The sequence below is a fragment of the Methylobacterium sp. 142-1Y genome, from assembly GCF_057747795.1.
Genome location: NZ_CM173224.1, coordinates 695,001 through 713,544, shown reverse-complemented (window position 1 = coordinate 713,544; position 18,544 = coordinate 695,001). Strand labels below are relative to the sequence as shown.

Annotated in this window: 13 protein-coding genes, 1 tRNA gene and 1 rRNA gene (1 of these 15 running past the window's edge); 11 read left to right on the top strand and 4 right to left on the bottom strand. The window is 67.6% G+C overall.

Going from position 1 to position 18,544, the window contains the following annotated elements:
- Positions 1-189: 189 nt before the first annotated feature.
- Complete coding sequence (locus AC3AOF_RS03265; protein WP_488347701.1) at positions 190-1,743, bottom strand: FAD-binding oxidoreductase; 1,554 nt, start codon at positions 1,741-1,743, stop codon at positions 190-192.
- 392 nt (positions 1,744-2,135) lie between these two features.
- On the opposite strand from AC3AOF_RS03265, the gene rnr reads away from it, so the two are divergent.
- The 5 genes from rnr (at position 2,136) to rpmG (ending at position 7,222) form a co-directional block, all read left to right on the top strand.
- The gene (rnr, locus tag AC3AOF_RS03260) at positions 2,136-4,448 is read left to right on the top strand and encodes a ribonuclease R (protein ID WP_488347700.1); all 2,313 of its coding nucleotides are present in this window, start codon (positions 2,136-2,138) and stop codon (positions 4,446-4,448) included.
- 95 nt (positions 4,449-4,543) lie between these two features.
- Positions 4,544-4,975, top strand: a complete 432-nt coding sequence (locus AC3AOF_RS03255) for a DUF983 domain-containing protein (protein ID WP_236992904.1) — start codon at positions 4,544-4,546, stop codon at positions 4,973-4,975.
- The gene (locus AC3AOF_RS03250) at positions 4,938-5,666 is read left to right on the top strand and encodes an NUDIX hydrolase (RefSeq protein ID WP_236992061.1); all 729 of its coding nucleotides are present in this window, start codon (positions 4,938-4,940) and stop codon (positions 5,664-5,666) included. The genes AC3AOF_RS03255 and AC3AOF_RS03250 overlap by 38 nt, the downstream gene beginning before the upstream one ends.
- A 78-nt stretch (positions 5,667-5,744) precedes the next feature.
- On the top strand, positions 5,745-6,908 hold the full coding sequence (locus AC3AOF_RS03245) for an MFS transporter (RefSeq protein ID WP_236992062.1): 1,164 nt from the start codon (positions 5,745-5,747) through the stop codon (positions 6,906-6,908).
- A 146-nt stretch (positions 6,909-7,054) separates the two neighbouring features.
- Positions 7,055-7,222, top strand: a complete 168-nt coding sequence (rpmG, locus tag AC3AOF_RS03240; protein ID WP_048427126.1) for a 50S ribosomal protein L33 — start codon at positions 7,055-7,057, stop codon at positions 7,220-7,222.
- Between the two features lie 72 nt (positions 7,223-7,294).
- On the opposite strand, the gene AC3AOF_RS03235 is transcribed toward rpmG, so the two are convergent.
- On the bottom strand, positions 7,295-7,759 hold the full coding sequence (locus AC3AOF_RS03235; protein ID WP_236992063.1) for a hypothetical protein: 465 nt from the start codon (positions 7,757-7,759) through the stop codon (positions 7,295-7,297).
- Positions 7,760-7,994: 235 nt separating this feature from the next.
- Positions 7,995-9,422, bottom strand: a complete 1,428-nt coding sequence (locus tag AC3AOF_RS03230; protein WP_236992064.1) for a multicopper oxidase family protein — start codon at positions 9,420-9,422, stop codon at positions 7,995-7,997.
- Positions 9,423-9,597: 175 nt separating this feature from the next.
- On the opposite strand from AC3AOF_RS03230, the gene AC3AOF_RS03225 reads away from it, so the two are divergent.
- The 5 genes from AC3AOF_RS03225 (at position 9,598) to lon (ending at position 16,262) form a co-directional block, all read left to right on the top strand.
- Positions 9,598-9,682 (top strand) — tRNA-Leu (locus tag AC3AOF_RS03225).
- A 143-nt stretch (positions 9,683-9,825) separates the two neighbouring features.
- Positions 9,826-11,247, top strand: coding sequence for a trigger factor (tig, locus tag AC3AOF_RS03220; protein ID WP_236992906.1), 1,422 nt, complete (start codon positions 9,826-9,828; stop codon positions 11,245-11,247).
- Positions 11,248-11,359: 112 nt separating this feature from the next.
- Positions 11,360-11,989, top strand: a complete 630-nt coding sequence (locus AC3AOF_RS03215; RefSeq protein ID WP_048427128.1) for an ATP-dependent Clp protease proteolytic subunit — start codon at positions 11,360-11,362, stop codon at positions 11,987-11,989.
- A 307-nt stretch (positions 11,990-12,296) separates the two neighbouring features.
- Entirely contained in the window at positions 12,297-13,568 is a 1,272-nt protein-coding gene (gene clpX, locus AC3AOF_RS03210; protein ID WP_236992065.1) for an ATP-dependent Clp protease ATP-binding subunit ClpX, read from the top strand.
- Positions 13,569-13,838: 270 nt separating this feature from the next.
- Positions 13,839-16,262 carry an endopeptidase La gene (lon, locus tag AC3AOF_RS03205; RefSeq protein WP_236992066.1) on the top strand — a complete coding sequence of 808 codons (2,424 nt, stop codon included), beginning with the start codon at positions 13,839-13,841 and terminating at the stop codon, positions 16,260-16,262.
- Between the two features lie 107 nt (positions 16,263-16,369).
- Here lon and AC3AOF_RS03200 read toward each other — a convergent pair whose 3' ends face one another.
- On the bottom strand, positions 16,370-16,774 hold the full coding sequence (locus tag AC3AOF_RS03200) for a Ros/MucR family transcriptional regulator (protein WP_236992067.1): 405 nt from the start codon (positions 16,772-16,774) through the stop codon (positions 16,370-16,372).
- A 663-nt stretch (positions 16,775-17,437) separates the two neighbouring features.
- On the opposite strand from AC3AOF_RS03200, the gene AC3AOF_RS03195 reads away from it, so the two are divergent.
- Positions 17,438-18,544, top strand: a 16S ribosomal RNA gene (locus tag AC3AOF_RS03195); it runs 376 nt beyond the window's last position.

Genomic DNA, 18,544 nt, shown 5'->3' with positions numbered 1-18,544 from the left:
CGACCTCGAAGGCGGGCTCCAGAAGCCTCTGCGATCCCTGGAGCCCTCCTTCGAGGCTCACTTCTTCGCACCTCAGGACGAGGTCGCAGGTGGGAAGGAGCGGAGCCGCACGTGAGTGGTGCTGTCTGATGTACGGCATTCCCGGCGAACCGGCTTCCACGGCGTAACGGGGAGGCCGGCTGCCGCCACTCATGCCGGCGGCGTGAGCGGGACGCTCTGCGGGAACTTGAACACGTTGTCCGGATCGTATTGGCGCTTCACCGCGCAGAGCTTGTCGACGTTCTGGCCGTAATAGGCCTTGAGCCAGTTCGGCAGGTCGCGGCTCGGGAAGTTGACGTAGGATTGCGGCCGCACGAAGGGCTGCATCGCTGCGAAGTATTCGGTCAGCCAGGCCAGCTGCCGCGCGACGGTGTCGGGCGTGTCGAGCGGACTCCACGACGCCTCCATCTCCAGGATGAAGTCGGAATCGCGGTGGACGTAGGCCGTGTCGGTGGGCCCGACCTCCTTCACCTTGCCACCGGCCGCGAACAGGATGCCCATGTTCTGCTGCAGCAGCGAGCCGCCGGGCCACTTCTCCATCCACGTCATCATCGTGTCGATGGCGTCGCCGCGGAGCCGGCCGGCGACGTAGCTCGACCGGATGTCGTAGAGTCCGCCGGGATCGTCGGTGACGAGGTAGTCCCGCGCGCTCCAGTAGTTCATGCCGTTGATCTCGGCGACGATCGGCCTCGACCGGGAGAGGGGGCGGTCCATCAGCGCCCTCAATTGGTCCGGCGGGCCGAAGAACTGGCCGAGGGTCTGAACCCCCAGCCTGTCGCGCTCCACCTTGCCGCCGGTCGTCGGCACGAGCTTGCTGCGGGTCGAGATCAGGTGCGGATGGCTGAGCTGGATGTCCTGCAGGTCCAGCATCAGCTCGATCTGGTGCCTGGCCGGCCAGACGATGTTGAACACCGTCACGTCGTAGACCGGGTGCGGCTCGTAGGTGAACGAGGTGTGCACGGCGAAGTTGCCGCCGCCGCCGCCGCGGGCGGCCCAGAACAGGAGCGCGTCGTCGCCGGTCGCGGCGATGTTCCGGTGCAGCTTGCCGTCCGCCGTGACCGCGTCCGTCGCCCGCAGGGCGTCGCAGGTCAGGCCGTTGCGCGTCGCCGAGAAGCCCCAGCCGCCGCCGAGCGTGAGCCCGCTGATGCCCACGGTCGGGCAGCGGCCGGAGGGGACGGCGAGGCCGGTGGCGCGGAAGGCGTCGGCCATGTCCTGGTTGCTGGCGCCCGCTCCGATCGTCACGAGGCCGGTCTTCGGATCGAAGTCGATCCTGGCCATCGGCTTCACGTCGATGAGCAGGCCGGGCGTGGTCGAGAAGCCGGCGTAGTTGTGCCCGCCGCAGCGTACCGCGAAGGGCTTGTTCTCCTGGCGCGCCCAGTCGATGCAGGCGCGGACGTCGTGATCGTCGACGCAGAGGGCGACCGCCGCCGGGGCCATGTCGGCCCAGCGGCTGTTGTTCGGCCAGGCGGCGACGAGGAAGCCCGGCTCGCCCGGGCGGATCAGCCGCCCGTGCAGGTCGCGCGCCAGGGCGTCGAGCCCGCGCGGCTGCGGTCCAGGCTGCGGTCCGTCCAGGGCCATCGCTCCGGGAATCCGGCTGCCGAGAGCGGAGCCCGCCAGGACGGCGCCCGACTGGAACAGCCGGCGCCGGCTCATGCGGGGAGAGGGCAGGGTGGAGACCATCCTGGTCGTCGAAATCTCTGTCATGGCGTCCGATCGATCCCGGCCGATTCGGCCTGCCCGATCAGCCGATGCGCGCGATACGTCGTCAACATGACGTAAGTGAGCAAATATTGTCCATATGCTGACGTTGACATTGGCGATCGATTTCTGGTCGCTGTTTCGACCGATTTGCTCGCCGCCTCGTCATGCCGCGACCTGAGGCCCATCTTCGGTGATTGGCTTTCCGATGCAGCGAGATATCGATCCGGCACGGGCCGCAGCCCGGCTCGGCGCGGATATCGGCGCTCCTTGGTGAAGCAATCGGGGACCGCGCGAACCCCGGCGTTGCCCTGCAGCCGCACTCATCCCATATTTCATGCTCGCGGCTGCGGCTTGCCCGCCGGGGAGCCGTCGCGTCACGCCGCCTGGATCGACTGTTGGCCAAGAGAATTCATCCCAAGGGCGCTCACCCGAAACCGGCGCACGCCGTCCTGCCGACCCGCGAGGCCGTGCTCGCCTTCATCGAGGAGTCGCCCCAGAAGGTCGGCAAGCGCGAGATCGCCCAGGCCTTCGGCATCAAGGGCTCCGACAAGATCGAGCTGAAGCGCCTCATCAAGGAGATGCAGGAGGACGGCGCGATCGAGAAGGACCGGGCCGGCCTGCGCAAGGCCGGACGCCTGCCGCCGGTCGTCGTCGCCGACATCGACAGCCGCCGCGACCGCGACGGCGAACTGGTCGCGCGGCCGGCGCAATGGGATCCGGAAGCGGGGCCCGCGCCCCTGATCACCGTGCTCATGCCGCGCGGTGGGCGCCGCACCAATGGCCCCGCCCCCGGCACGGGCGACAGGGCACTCCTGAAGATCGAGCCCGACGGCGACGCGCCGGGGCGCTACATCGGCCGGGTCATCAAGGTGATCGGCCGCAACAAGGCCGAGACGCTCGGCGTGTTCCGGGCGCTGCCGGCCGGGGGCGGGCGGATCGTGCCCGTCGACAAGAAGGCGCAGGGGCGCGAGATCGCGGTGCCGCCGGGCGGGGAGGGCGATGCCCTCGACGGCGACCTCGTCACCGTGACGCTGGGCCGCGAGGACCGGTTCGGGCTGACGCAGGGGCGCGTCAAGGAGCGCCTCGGCAGCCTCGGCTCGGAGAAGGCGGTCAGCCTGATCGCGATCCACGCCCACGGCATCCCGCACGTCTTCCCGCGCGAGGTGCTGGCGGAGGCCGAGGCCGCCCGCGAGGTCGGGCTGGAGGGCCGCGAGGACTGGCGTGAGCTGCCCCTCCTCACCATCGACCCGCCGGATGCCAAGGACCACGACGACGCCGTGATGGCTTTGCCCGATCCCGATCCGGCCAATCCGGGCGGCTTCGTGGTCACGGTGGCGATCGCCGATGTCGCGGCCTATGTCCGGCCCGGCAGCGCGCTGGACCGCGAGGCGTTGTTGCGCGGCAACTCGGTCTATTTCCCCGACCGGGTGGTGCCGATGCTGCCGGAGCGGATCTCGAACGACCTCTGTTCCTTGCGCCCGGGCCAGGACCGGCCGGCTCTGGCCGTCCGCATGATCGTGACGGCGGAGGGGAGGAAGCTCCGCCACAGCGTCCATCGGGTCATGATGCGGTCGCGCGCCAAGCTCGCCTATGCGCAGGCGCAAGCCGCCATCGACGGCCGGCCCGACGAGATCACCGGCCCGCTCCTCGATGGGGTGCTGCGTCCGCTTTGGGCCGCCTACGATGCACTGGCGGCGGCGCGTGACGCCCGCGGGCCCCTGGCGCTCGACCTGCCCGAGCGCAAGGTGATCCTGAACGCCGAGGGTGGGGTCGACCGGGTGATCGTGCCGGAGCGCCTCGCCGCGCACCGGCTGATCGAGGAGTTCATGATCCAGGCCAACGTCGCGGCGGCCGAAGTCCTGGAATCCGCGCGCCAGGCCCTGATCTACCGCGTCCACGACGAGCCCTCGCTGGAGAAGATGCGGGCGCTTGGCGAGGTGATGGCCTCGATCGGCCTGAAGCTGCCGAAGGAGGCCAACCTCCGGCCCGCCCTGTTCAACCGCATCCTCGGTATGGTCGAGGGCAGCGAGCATCATCTGTTCCTCAACGAGGTGGTGCTGCGCTCGCAGGCCCAGGCCGTCTACGCCGCGGAGAACGCGGGTCATTTCGGGCTGGCGTTGCGCCGCTACGCCCACTTCACCTCGCCGATCCGGCGCTACGCCGATCTCATCGTGCACCGGGCCCTGATCAAGGCGCTTCGCCTCGGCGCCGACGGATTGCCGGCGGGGACGGAGACCGGCGAACTCGCCGAGATCGGCCAGCAGATCTCGGCCGCCGAGCGCCGCGCCATGGCGGCGGAGCGCGAGACCATCGACCGGCTGATCGCCCATCACCTCGCCGACCGGGTCGGCGCGACCTTCTCGGGGCAGGTCTCGGGCGTGACCCGCTCGGGGCTCTTCATCAAGCTCGACGAGACCGGGGCCGACGGCTTCGTGCCGATCTCGACGCTCGGCGCCGACTACTTCCGCCATGAGGAGGGCCGCCACGCCCTCGTCGGCGAGCGCACCCGCCAAACCTTCCGCCTCGGCGACAAGGTCGAGGTGCAGTTGATGGAGGCCGCACCGGTGGCCGGCGCTCTGCGCTTCGAGATCGCCGGCAGCGGCGGCCGGGCCGGTGCCCCCGCGCCGGCCCGTGGCGGCCCCCGCAAGGGTCGGCCGGCACCGGCGAGCCGGGACAGCCTCAGCAAGCGCCGCGGGAGACGCGCATGATCGAGATCCACGCCGGGCCCGCCGCCGATCCCGTCGGCACCGGGCGCCCGCCCGCGGTGGCGCAATCGCCCGACCAGCCGTCCTGGGCACTGGCGATGTGGCGCGGCTTTCGCAACCGCTGCCCGCATTGCGGCGAGGGCCGGCTGTTCCACCGCTTCCTCAAGGTGCGGGAGAGCTGCGAGGCCTGCGGGACCGAGCTGCATCACCACCGCGCCGACGACCTACCGCCCTACCTGGTGATCTTCGTCGTCGGCCACCTCGCGGGCATCGGCATACTCGAGAGCGAGATGCGCCTCGACGTGCCGCTGTGGTTTCAGATGACGTTCTGGCCCGGCCTGGCGCTCATCGCCTCGCTGCTGCTTCTCCAGCCGACCAAGGGGGCGGTGGTGGGCCTGCAATACGCCCTTGGCATGCACGGCTTTTCCGCGATACGCCGCGCCGGGGCCCGGGTGACGAACGGTCCGGACCGGAACGAGACGGAGATGCGGGATGGCGGCAGGACCGACGGACGGGGCACCGGCTCCTGAACGCAGGAAGCCGCTGCGGATCCGCAACGCCGCAACGCTGATCATCCTCGACCGCTCCGGCGACCAGCCGAAGGTGCTGATGGGCAAGCGCCATGCCGGCCACAAGTTCATGCCCGGCCTGTTCGTGTTCCCGGGCGGACGGATCGAGCTCGGCGACCGCGCGATGCCGGTCGCCGGCACCCTCAACGACCGGGCCGAACAGGCGCTCGCCGAGAAGGTCCACCCGCCGCTGTTCCATCTCGGCCGCGTCCTGGCGCTGGCGGCGATCCGCGAGACCTACGAGGAGACCGGACTGATGATCGGCTCCCTCGATTACGGCCCGCCCGAGATGGCGCCGCCCGGCACCTGGAGCGCGTTTCGCGAAGCCGGGGTGATGCCCGACCTCGAACTGCTCCAGTTCGTCGCCCGGGCGATCACCCCGCCTTATCGGCCCAAGCGCTTCGATACCCGGTTCTTCGCCGTCGACCGCGAGGCGGTGGTGGCCGAGACCCCCGGTATCGTCGGCCCCGATTCCGAGCTGACCGAACTCGCCTGGGTCGACCTTACGGCGGCGCGCAAGCTGGAATTGCCGCGCATCACGGCCATCGTGCTCGACGAGCTTGAGGCGCGGCTCGCGGCGGGGTTCGGCCCGATGCTGCCGGTGCCGTTCTTTCGCGACGTCGACGGCGAGCACACGCGGGAAGAGCTGTAGGGGGCACCTGCGGCGCCCTGGGGGTGGCCTTCGGCCGCCGCCTGATCCATATGGGCCGGCCCTGACGGCCGACCCATCATGACCCGCTTCGCCTCCGAGTTCGACGCTGCGCGCCTCGCCGCCATCGCCGCCGCCATCACCTGCGTGGCCGTGGTCGGCATCGGGCTCAGCCTGTCGATCCCGCTTCTCTCCCTCGAGATGGAGCGGATGGGCCTGTCCAACACCTGGATCGGCATTAATACGGCGATCGCCGGGGTGGCGAGCATCGTCGTCCTGCCCTTCGTGCCGAGGGTGGCGGCGCGGCTCGGCGTGATGCCGCTGCTGCTGGGCGCGATCGCGGTCGCGGCGCTCGCGCTCCTCGGCTTCCGGGCGGTCTACGACTTCGCTTGGTGGTTCCCGCTCCGCTTCGTGTTCTCGGCGGCGTTGGGCGTGATGTTCGTCCTCTCCGAGTTCTGGATCAACCAGGCGGCGCCGCCGGCCCGGCGCGGCCTGGTGATGGGCGTCTACGCCACGGTGCTGGCGCTCGGCTTCGCCATCGGGCCGACCCTGCTGCGCGTCCTCGGCACCCATGGCTGGGCGCCGTATCTCGCGGGGGCGGCCCTGTTCTGCGCCGGAACGCTGCCCCTGATGATGGCCCGCGGCCTCTCGCCGGAGATCCCGCACAAGGGCGGCCGGGGCTTCCTCGGCTACCTGCGGGTCGCGCCCTCGGCGACGCTCGCGGCCCTCGTCTACGGCGCGGTCGAGACCGGGGGCTTCGCCATCCTGCCGATCTACGGGCTGCGCCTCGGCCTCAGCGCGGAGCAGGCGGCGGGCCTCGTCAGCATCGCGGCACTCGGCAACGTGCTGTTCCAGATCCCGGTGGGTCTGCTCGCCGATAGGATCGACAAGCGCCGGGTGCTGCTTGCCGCCGCGTTCCTCGGCGCGGTCGGCGCCGCCGCGCTGCCGCTCGGGGAAGGGGACCCGTGGCTGCTCGCCGTGATTCTGTTTACCTGGGGCGGCATCGCCGGCACGCTCTATACCGTCGGGCTTGCCCATCTCGGTGCCCGCTTCGACGGCGCGGCGCTCGCCGGCGCCAACGCGGCCTTCCTGGTGCTCTACAATATCGGCTTGGTGCTGGGGCCGCCGCTCGTCGGCGGCGGCATGGACCTCGCCTCGCCGCACGGCTTCGCCTGGTCCTTGGCGCTCCTGTTTGTCGCCTATCTCACGGTGGTGGGCGGGCGAATGATCCGCGCCGCGCCCTGACGCCGACGGCTATGCCGTCGGTCAGCCGGGCTTGACGCCTGGGAGGCGATGGGGCAGGAAGGCGCCGCGTTCTGGCCGGGCCTGCCCGGCCGTTTTGCGTTTCGGTCCTCCGGGCGCAACACCCATCATCCACAAGAGGTCGCGCCATGGCCAAGGCCGTCACCATCAAGATCAAGCTGCTGTCGACCGCCGATACCGGCTATTTCTACGTCACCAAGAAGAACTCCCGTACCAAGACCGACAAGCTGTCGTTCAAGAAGTACGACCCGATCGCGCGCAAGCATGTCGAGTTCAAGGAAACCAAGATCAAGTAATTTTGGGGCTGCCTCGTGCAGCGTGAAAAAGGCCGCCCGCGAGGGCGGCCTTTTTCCGTTTTGGGCGGCGTCTCAGCCGAGCAGGTAGACCGCGCCCGGGAGCGCGATGAGGCCGGCGGCGCAGCCATAGGCAAGCCACAGGCCGGGCGTGCGGGCCGCCAGCCGGCGCAGGCGCTTGGCGGTCGGCCCCGCCTTGACGGTGCGGCCGTTCACGCACGAGCAGAGCAGGTTGTGGGCCTCCCCGGTGCTCAGCTCGAAGAAGCTGCGGGCGTCGCCGAAGGTGTCGCCGGCAAGCCCGCTCGCCCGCAGCACCGGATCGGCATAGGCGAAGGCGAGAGGCGAGTTGTCGGCCCGGATCCCCGCCCGCATCTTGCGGGGCACGAACTCGATCTCCTCCAGGGTGATGAAGCTGCGGCCCGGATCGCGTTCGAGGATCTCGGCGAAGCGCTCGAGCCGGGCCCGGCGGCCTTCCAGAAGGACCGGGACCGTCTCGACGTCGGCGATGTCACGGATGTGGCGAAGCGGCTGATGTTCCATGCTGGGCACCTCGTCGATGCACGGCAGCTCCTTGAGCGCTGCTGGTGCACCAGCATGCTCCAAGCATCCGTCGGACGCATTGGCCCACGTTAACACATTCTCTCGATCGCCTTGCTGTCAGGCTTGAAGCAGAGACCGATAAACCACTGAGCATCAAGGACTTGAATACATGGATTGAAGCGTAGCCGGCCGTCGCACTGCGACCGCCGGACGCATGATCCACGCGGGGATAACGTTACGTTACCTCGAACCAGCCCCACAGGCCGGTATCGAATCGCTCCAGCGCCGTCGCGCTCACCAGCCAGCGGCCGGGATTGTCGGCTAGGAACGCGATGCGGGCGGTTCGGCCCTCCAGCAGCTGGAACGTGTCGAGCCAGTAGGGCTCCCAGCCGTCGTCGAGCGGGTGGAGCAGCCGGAAGACGTGGCCGTGCAGGTGCAGCGATTGCGGGAAGGCGGTATTGTTGGTGAGCGCCAGCACCACCGCCGTGTTGCGCTTGACCGAGAACAGGGGCGGATTCTCCGCCCGGCCGGCGGCGCCGTTCAGGGTCCAGATCCGGGTCGGGTCGCCGGTGAAGACCGGCGCTGCCTCGGGCTTGGCCTTGTCGACCACTGCGCCGCCCGCGACGGCGATGTCGCGCCGGAAGGCGTTCTGGAGCTTGATCTCCGGCGGCAGCAGTTTGTTCTCGCCGATCGGCGCCACGGGAGGCCGGGCCGCGACCGGCTCGCCCTTGGCGACGATGCGGGCGAGCGGCATTCCCTGGCCGATCAGCGCCACCACGGCGCCCGCCGGCTCCGAGGCCGCCGGCACGTCGAGGAGGATGTCGTAGCGGGTGCCGGGCTGGAACGGCAACGTGGCGCGCAAGGGCTCGAACGTATCGGTCGGCTGCCCGTCCACCGCCGCCACCCAGGCCTTCAGCCCGTCGAAGCGAATCCGGGTCGCCCGGGCGTTGCATGCATTGGCGAGCCGCAGGCGAAGCCGTGTGCCCGGCGCCGCCTCGATCGTCTCAGGGCTGGGCTTTCCATTGATCGTGAGCGCGTTGCCGAGCCGGCCGGAACTCGCCGCGAAGGCGGTCTGCCCGAACGGCGCCAGCGTCCCGTCCTGCTCCAGGCGCCAGTCCTGGAGGAGCAGGGGCACGTCGCGGTCGACGACCGGGGGCTTGGCCTCCTCGACCACCAGCATCCCGGCAAGCCCGCGCCCGGACGGCTCGCTCGACCCGCCGACGATCAACGGGCGAATCAGGAAGGTGCCGGCATCCGGCGGCGTGAACTCGTAGAGGAAGCTCGCCCCCGGGGCGACAGGGGCCTGAGTGACCCCGCCGACCCCGTCCATGGCGTTGCGGTTGCGCACCCCGTGCCAGTGCAGCGACAGGGGCTTCTCGGTCTTGTTCTCCAGGCGCAGGCGAACACCCTCGCCGAGCTTGACCCGCAGGACCGGCGGCTCGGTCTTGCCGTCGAAGGCCCAGACCGGGGTCTCGGGCGCGGGCTCGGGCTTGATCCGCGCCTTGCCGGGCGCCGCGATCAGGGCCTTCGCCTCCGCCGCGCCCGGCGCCGGATGGGAGGGCGTCGCGGACGGGCCGCCCTGCGCCCGGACGAGGGTGGGGGCGAGGGACAGGGCGGCGCCGGCGAGCAGCGCGCGGCGCGAGGGCGGCAGGGACGACGGCATGGCACCTCGCTGGATGGGGAATGTCTCGCGCGGGGAGGGCGGTCCCCCGCGGCGACCCGCCTTGTAGCCGGGGCTTTGGCGCGGGGCGAGGCGGCGGCTAAAATTCTTGCTGCGTGACCGATCCACCATGCTATAGAGCCGCGCCCGGGTGCGTCAGGCCTCGGGCGCGAGCGTCGCGGGCGTGGCGGAATTGGTAGACGCGCTGGATTTAGGTTCCAGTGACGAGAGTCGTGGGGGTTCGAGCCCCTCCGCCCGCACCACCTCCGCCAGGCGACACGACGGAATGGGTTCAAGCAGCAGTGCCGGCCCCTTGTCCTGACGGTCCCGTCGCACGGCGTCGTTCACAGCGCCGTCCGGGCCCGCAGCCAGGCCGGATTCGAAGGTGCAAGGCGGAATGACGACGATGCAGGTGACCGAGACCAAGTCCGAGGGGCTCAAGCGCGAATTCCAGGTGGTCCTGCCCGCGGCCGAGCTGGAGAGCCGGCTCGCGACGGAGCTCGACGGGATCAAGGGCAAGGTGCAGCTCAAGGGCTTCCGCCCGGGCAAGGTGCCGGTCGCCCACCTGCGCAAGGTCTACGGCCGCTCCGTGATGGCCGACGTCGTCCAGAACGCCGTCAGCGAGGCCAACCAGAAGATCGTCGAGGACAACAAGCTCAAGCTCGCCCTCGAACCTCAGGTGCAGATGCCCGAGGACAAGGACGAGATCGAGAAAGCGCTCGACGCCAAGGCCGACCTCTCGTTCAAGATCGCCCTCGAGGTGATGCCGAGCTTCGACCTCGTCGACCTCTCGGACGTGAGCCTGACCAAGCAGGTCGTCACCCCCTCCGACGAGGAGATCAACGCGACGATCGAGCGGATGGCGTCGGCCAACCGTCCGTTCCACGACCGGATGGAGGGCCAGTACGCCGAGACCGGCGATCGGGTCGTCATCAACTTCACCGGCCGGATCGACGGCACCCCGTTCGAGGGCGGCACCGGCGAGGACATCAATCTCGACCTCGGCTCCGGCACCTTCATCCCCGGCTTCGAGGACCAGCTGCTCGGCGTTCACGTCGGCGACGAGCGCCTGGTCAAGGTCACCTTCCCGGAGAGCTACGGCGCCGAGCACCTCGCCGGCAAGGAGGCCGAGTTCGACGTCACGGTGAAGGGCATCAAGTACCCGGGTGAGCTCACCATCGACGACGAGCTCGCCAAGACCTTCGGCATGGAGTCGCTCGACGCCCTCAAGGACGCCGTGCGCGACACCATGGGCCGCGAGTACGAGGCGGCCTCGCGCCAGAAGCTGAAGAAGGGCCTGCTCGACGCCCTCGACAGCCGCTACTCCTTCGAGCTGCCCCCGAGCCTCGTCCACCAGGAATTCGCCGCCGTGTGGGCCCAGGTCGAGCAGGACCTGAAGAACCGCGGCAAGACCTTCGAGGACGAGGACACCACCGAGGAGAAGGCGCGCGAGGAGTACCGCCGGATCGCCGAGCGCCGCGTGCGCCTCGGCCTGGTGCTTGCGCAGGCCGGCGAGAGCGCCGATATCAAGGTCTCGGACGACGAGGTGAATCAGGCCCTGATCGCCCGCGTCCGTCAGTTCCCCGGCCAGGAACAGCAGGTCTGGGATTTCTACCGCAAGACCCCGCAGGCGCTGGCCGAGCTGCGCGCCCCGCTGTTCGAGGAGAAGGTGGTTGACCACGTCCTCGGGCAGGTCAAACTGGTCGAGGAGCCCGTCTCCAAGGAGGCGCTGTTCGCCGACGAGGACGACGCCGAGGAGACCAAGGCTGACTCGGCCAAGGCCGACAAGGCCGAGGCCGCTCCCGCGGGTGAGTCCAACCCGGCCTGACCCTCGCGACGGCCCCGAACGGGCGGCGGGGACGGGGCCTGCGAGGTCATGCGTTTCCGCCGCTACCCCGGCCGCCTGGAGGCGGCCGGGTTCCGTTCAGAGGGCCAGTGAGATGAGAGATCCGGTCGATTATTACAACAGCGCGCTCGTGCCCATGGTGGTCGAGCAGTCGAGCCGCGGCGAGCGCGCCTTCGACATCTACTCGCGCCTCTTGCGCGAGCGCATCATCTTCCTGACGGGCCCGGTCGAGGATTATTCCGCGTCGCTGATCGTGGCGCAGCTGCTGTTCCTCGAGGCGGAAAACCCGAAGAAGGAAATCTCCTTCTACATCAACTCGCCGGGCGGCGTGGTCACCTCCGGCCTGTCGATCTACGACACGATGCAGTTCATCCGTTGCCCGGTCGCCACGCTCTGCGTCGGCCAGGCCGCCTCGATGGGCTCGCTGCTGCTGGCCGCCGGCGAGGCGGGCCACCGCTTCGCCCTGCCGAATGCCCGGATCATGGTGCACCAGCCCTCCGGCGGCTTCCAGGGACAGGCCACCGACATCCTGATCCATGCCCGTGAGATCGAGGCCCTGAAGCGGCGCCTCAACGAGATCTACGTGAAGCATACCGGCCGCGAGTACGAGGCGATCGAGCAGGGCCTGGAGCGCGACAACTTCATGACCGCCGACGCGGCCAAGGAGTGGGGCCTCATCGACGAGGTGCTCCAGAAGCGGGCCGAGGCGCCGGCGCAAGCATAACCGGCACCAAGCGTCACCGGAACTCGGCGGCAGGCCCGCGCGTATGGGGAGCGTCCCCCGGAGCGCGGGCCTGCCCCAAAAGGACAGGGGCCACTCTCGAAGGCGGGTCCGACGATGCGGCCATTTGGCGGGAGCCTGTCGCATCGATGGGATTGATCCCGAGGTGGCTGCGTGTTTGCATCGCGATTCTGCACCGGGCGCCCGGCGGCGCGGGAGGCGGTGACTGTTTCTTTAGCCGGGCGCCACTATCTAAAAGCGATGCGGTCGCGTCCCCGGGACGGGGCCGGTCGGGGACTTGGAGACCCATATGAGCAAGGCTGGCGGCAACGACTCGAAGAGCACGCTGTACTGCTCGTTCTGCGGCAAGAGCCAGCACGAGGTTCGCAAGCTGATCGCGGGCCCGACCGTCTTCATCTGCGATGAGTGCGTCGAGCTGTGCATGGACATCATTCGCGAGGAATCGAAGTCCTCGCTGGTGAAGTCGCGGGACGGCGTACCCACCCCGAAGGAGATTCGGCGGGTTCTGGATGACTACGTCATCGGGCAGGACTTTGCCAAGAAGGTCCTGTCGGTGGCGGTGCACAACCATTACAAGCGCCTGGCGCACGCGACCAAGCACAACGACGTCGAGCTGGCGAAGTCCAACATCCTGCTGATCGGCCCGACCGGGTCCGGCAAGACACTGTTGGCTCAGACCCTGGCGCGCATCCTCGATGTGCCGTTCACGATGGCCGATGCCACGACGCTGACCGAGGCCGGTTACGTCGGCGAGGACGTCGAGAACATCATCCTCAAGCTGCTCCAGGCGTCCGACTACAACGTCGAGCGGGCGCAGCGCGGCATCGTCTACATCGACGAGATCGACAAGATCTCCCGCAAGTCGGATAACCCCTCGATCACCCGCGACGTGTCGGGCGAGGGCGTGCAGCAGGCGCTCCTGAAGATCATGGAGGGCACGGTCGCCAGCGTCCCGCCGCAGGGCGGTCGCAAGCACCCGCAGCAGGAATTCCTGCAGGTCGACACGACCAACATCCTGTTCATCTGCGGCGGCGCCTTCGCCGGGCTGGAACGGATCATCTCGGCACGCGGCAAGGGCACGTCGATCGGCTTCGGTGCCACCGTCCAGGCTCCGGACGACCGCCGCACCGGCGAGATCTTCCGCAACGTCGAGCCCGAGGACCTGCTGAAGTTCGGCCTCATCCCCGAATTCGTCGGCCGCCTGCCCGTGCTGGCGACACTCGAGGACCTCGACGAGACCGCGCTGAAGCGCATCCTCCAGGAGCCGAAGAACGCGCTGGTCAAGCAATATCAGCGCCTGTTCGAGATGGAGAACGTCGACCTGACGTTCCAGGACGAGGCCCTGAGCCTCGTCGCGCGCAAGGCGATCGAGCGCAAGACCGGCGCCCGCGGCCTGCGCTCGATCCTGGAGAGCATCCTGCTCGAGACGATGTACGACCTGCCCGGCCTCGATTCGGTCGAGCAGGTGGTGATCGGGCCGGAGGTCGTCGACGGAAAGTCACGGCCGCTCTACATCCACGGCGACCGGGGCAAGGACGCACCGGCGAGTGCAAGCGCCTGATCGGCATCCGGAGGCCGCCGCGACAACGGCGGCCTCTTGCTTGAGAGGTGGCCGGATGCGGCCGGGTGGCACGGTGCTTGAAAGCGGCACCTGGAGGAGCCACCTGAGATCGACGCGGCGGCCGCATGCTCACCAAACGAGGTGCGGTGCCGCGACCCGGCCGCTCTCCTCGTTTCCGACCCCCGCGGCCCGGTCGGCCCCCCGGTTCCTCCTGCTTTTCCCCTTCGCGAGGGGAGGGACCTGGGCGTCACCACACAAGGAAGTCAGTCAATGACCCAGCCGAAATCGCGCCAGCCCGTCGTCCCCGGCACGAGCGGGACCTACGCGGTCCTGCCGCTGCGCGACATCGTGGTCTTCCCGCACATGATCGTGCCGCTCTTCGTCGGCCGCGAGAAATCGATCCGCGCGCTCGAGGAAGCGGTCCGCACCGACCGGCACATCCTGCTCGCCACCCAGGTCAACGCCACCGACGACGACCCGGCCACCGACGCGATCTACACCATCGGCACGCTCGCCAGCGTGCTCCAGCTGCTCAAGCTCCCTGACGGCACCGTGAAGGTGCTGGTGGAGGGGGGCGGCCGCGCCAAGATCCAGGATTTCGTCCGCTCGGACGAGTACTACGCCGCCGAGGCCGAGGTGCTGCCGAACGATCTCGGCGACAAGATCGAGGCCGAGGCGCTCGCCCGCTCGGTGATCTCGGAGTTCGAGAACTACGTCAAGCTCAACAAGAAGATTTCGCCCGAGGTGGTCTCGGCGGTGATCCAGATCGACGAGCCCTCGAAGCTCGCCGACACGGTCGCCTCGCATCTCGCGGTCAAGATCTCCGACAAGCAGGCGATCCTCGAGATCCCGACCGTCGCCCAAAGGCTTGAGCGCGTGCTCTCGCTGATGGAGAGCGAGATCTCGGTGCTGCAGGTCGAGAAGCGCATCCGTACCCGCGTCAAGCGGCAGATGGAGAAGACCCAGCGCGAGTATTACCTGAATGAGCAGATGAAGGCCATTCAGAAAGAACTCGGCGACGAGGACGGTCGCGACGAGTTGGCCGAGCTCGAGGACAAGATCGAGAAGACCAAGCTGTCCAAGGAGGCGCGGGACAAGGCGCTGGCTGAGCTGAAGAAGCTGCGTCAGATGTCGCCGATGTCGGCCGAGGCGACGGTGGTGCGCAACTACCTCGACTGGATGCTCGGCATCCCGTGGGGCAAGCGCTCGAAGATCAAGAAGGACCTGCCCGGCGCCCAGGCCATGCTCGATTCCGATCATTTCGGCCTCGACAAGGTCAAGGAGCGGATCGTCGAGTACCTGGCGGTGCAGCAACGCGCCAACAAGCTCACCGGTCCGATCCTCTGCCTCGTCGGCCCTCCCGGCGTCGGCAAGACCTCGCTCGGCAAGTCGATCGCCAAGGCGACGGGTCGCGAGTTCGTCCGCATGTCGCTCGGCGGCGTGCGCGACGAGGCCGAGATCCGCGGTCACCGCCGGACCTATATCGGCTCGATGCCCGGCAAGATCGTGCAGTCGATGCGCAAGGCCAAGACCTCGAACCCGCTCATCCTGCTCGACGAGATCGACAAGATGGGCATGGACTTCCGCGGCGACCCGTCGGCGGCGCTCCTCGAGGTGCTCGATCCGGAGCAGAACGCGACCTTCAACGACCATTACCTCGAGGTCGACTACGACCTGTCGAACGTGATGTTCGTGACGACCGCTAACACCCTCAACATCCCGCCGGCCCTGCTGGACCGGATGGAGGTGATCCGCATCGCCGGCTACACCGAGGAGGAGAAGGTCGAGATCGCGCGCAAGCACCTGATGCCGGGCGCGCTGAAGAAGCATGGCCTCGAGCCCAAGGAATGGTCGATCACCGATGACGGCCTGATGCTTCTGATCCGCCGCTACACCCGCGAGGCGGGCGTGCGGAACCTGGAGCGCGAGATCTCGAACCTGATCCGCAAGGCGGTGAAGGAGATCCTGATCTCGGGGGTGAAGAGCGTGACGGTCTCGGCCGAGAACCTCGACACCTTCCTCGGCCCGGCGAAGTTCCGCTACGGCGAGATCGAGACCGACGATCAGGTCGGCGCGGTCACGGGTCTGGCCTGGACCGAGGTCGGGGGCGAGCTGCTCACGATCGAAGGCATCATGATGCCCGGCAAGGGCAAGATGACGGTGACCGGCAACCTGCGCGACGTAATGAAGGAGTCGATTTCGGCGGCAGCGTCCTACGTGCGCTCGCGGGCCGTCGATTTCGGCGTCGAGCCGCCCCTGTTCGAGCGTCGGGACATCCACGTCCACGTGCCGGAGGGGGCGACCCCGAAGGACGGACCCTCGGCAGGCATCGCCATGGCAACGGCGATCGTCTCGGTCATCACCGGCATCCCGGTGCGCCGCGACATCGCCATGACGGGCGAGGTCACCTTGCGTGGCAGGGTGCTGCCGATCGGCGGCCTCAAGGAGAAGCTGCTGGCGGCTCTGCGGGGCGGCATCAAGATCGTGCTGATCCCGGAAGAGAACGCCAAGGATCTGGCGGAGATCCCCGATAGCGTGAAGAACGGGCTCGAGATCGTTCCCGTCTCGCGCATGGATCAGGTCCTCGAGCGGGCGCTGATTCGCATGCCGGAGGCGATCGACTGGGACGAGCCGCTGCCGAAGGCCTCACCCGCCCGGTCGGACGACGACGCATCCGGTTTGGTGGCGCACTGAACGCCCTGACCCATCGCTGAGATGAGAAAGGCCCCCGGATCCGACGATCCGGGGGCTTTTTTCGCTCGGGCCGGAGCCCCCTCGCCCGAGACGGTTCCTGGCAAGGATCAGGCGCTGCGGCGACGACCCAGCCCGCTGTTCTTGGCGAGTTCCGAACGTTGGGCGGCGTAGTTGGCGGCAACCATCGGGTAGTCGTGCGGCAGGCCCCACTTGCGGCGGTATTCCTCGGGGGTGAGCCCGCGGGTCGACAGGTGGCGCTTGAGCGACTTGTACTGCTTCCCGTCCTCGAGGCTGATCAGGTAGTCCGGGGTCACCGTCTTCTTGACCGGCATCAGCGGCACCGGCTTCTCTGCCTCGACCGCCTGGTCGTCGCCGAGCCGGCTCAGCGACTGGTGCACAGCATTGATCAGGGCCGGCAGCTCGGCCAGCGGAACGGAGTTGTTGGACACGTAGGCCGACACGATGTCGGCTGCGCGTTCAATCAGGTTGGTTTCTTGATCTTGGTCCAGCATTCAATCGGCTCCAATGACAGAGTGCGTGCCCATGCGTCCTCGGAAGCCGCAGGTCAATATTTCTTTTTGCAAATGCGACAGAATTACACCCGGAAAACAAGATTGCGCACCACCGATGGTGACTGGTTGTCTCAGCTGAAGGCAGTTCTAGCCTATGCGCTGATGTAATACATGCCTTGCATGAAGGGTCGGCCAAATGGCACTTGTCGCGCGCGTCTCGCAGCGACCTGCGCGTGTCCGGCAAGCTCACGGGTTGAGAGAGGTGGTTTGAGAGAGGTGGTAGGGGAGGGGCTGTCGTGAAAGTTTCGCCAAGGGGTTGACGGGTCCGGGAAGTAGGGCCTATACGACCACCCATCGGCGCCGGCCGCTCCCGCGGACCGGCCGCTGAGCCATCTTCGAGACAGTCCGGGCCGGTGAGCCTGACCTCGGTCAGGCGCTGGTCCCGTTTTTGCCGATGATACCCCGGTTTCGATCGGGTCGCTCTTTGACAAGTTCATACGAGAAAGAGAAGCGTGGACGGCGTCGTCCCTGCGGGTCGGTTCCGTCGGAACCGGTCGTGAGTAGGATGATGCTGATCTGACGTTTCGGTGCTCACACGATTGGTGGAAACGCCGGTCGGTCGTGAGCCTCCGTTACTATTGTGATCAGCTTTGATCAGCTCTTCAACTTGAGAGTTTGATCCTGGCTCAGAGCGAACGCTGGCGGCAGGCTTAACACATGCAAGTCGAGCGGGCCCTTCGGGGTCAGCGGCAGACGGGTGAGTAACGCGTGGGAACGTGCCCTTCGGTTCGGAATAACTCAGGGAAACTTGAGCTAATACCGGATACGCCCTTTTGGGGAAAGGTTTACTGCCGAAGGATCGGCCCGCGTCTGATTAGCTAGTTGGTGAGGTTACGGCTCACCAAGGCGACGATCAGTAGCTGGTCTGAGAGGATGATCAGCCACACTGGGACTGAGACACGGCCCAGACTCCTACGGGAGGCAGCAGTGGGGAATATTGGACAATGGGGGCAACCCTGATCCAGCCATGCCGCGTGAGTGATGACGGCCTTAGGGTTGTAAAGCTCTTTTCTCCGGGACGATAATGACGGTACCGGAGGAATAAGCCCCGGCTAACTTCGTGCCAGCAGCCGCGGTAATACGAAGGGGGCTAGCGTTGCTCGGAATCACTGGGCGTAAAGGGCGCGTAGGCGGCTGATTTAGTCGAGGGTGAAAGCCCGTGGCTCAACCACGGAATGGCCTTCGATACTGGTTGGCTTGAGACCGGAAGAGGACAGCGGAACTGCGAGTGTAGAGGTGAAATTCGTAGATATTCGCAAGAACACCAGTGGCGAAGGCGGCTGTCTGGTCCGGTTCTGACGCTGAGGCGCGAAAGCGTGGGGAGCAAACAGGATTAGATACCCTGGTAGTCCACGCTGTAAACGATGAATGCTAGCCGTTGGTCTGCATGCAGGTCAGTGGCGCCGCTAACGCATTAAGCATTCCGCCTGGGGAGTACGGTCGCAAGATTAAAACTCAAAGGAATTGACGGGGGCCCGCACAAGCGGTGGAGCATGTGGTTTAATTCGACGCAACGCGCAGAACCTTACCATCCCTTGACATGGCATGTTATGCGGAGAGATCCGTTGTCCTCTTTGGAGGCGTGCACACAGGTGCTGCATGGCTGTCGTCAGCTCGTGTCGTGAGATGTTGGGTTAAGTCCCGCAACGAGCGCAACCCACGTCCCTAGTTGCCATCATTTGGTTGGGCACTCTGGGGAGACTGCCGGTG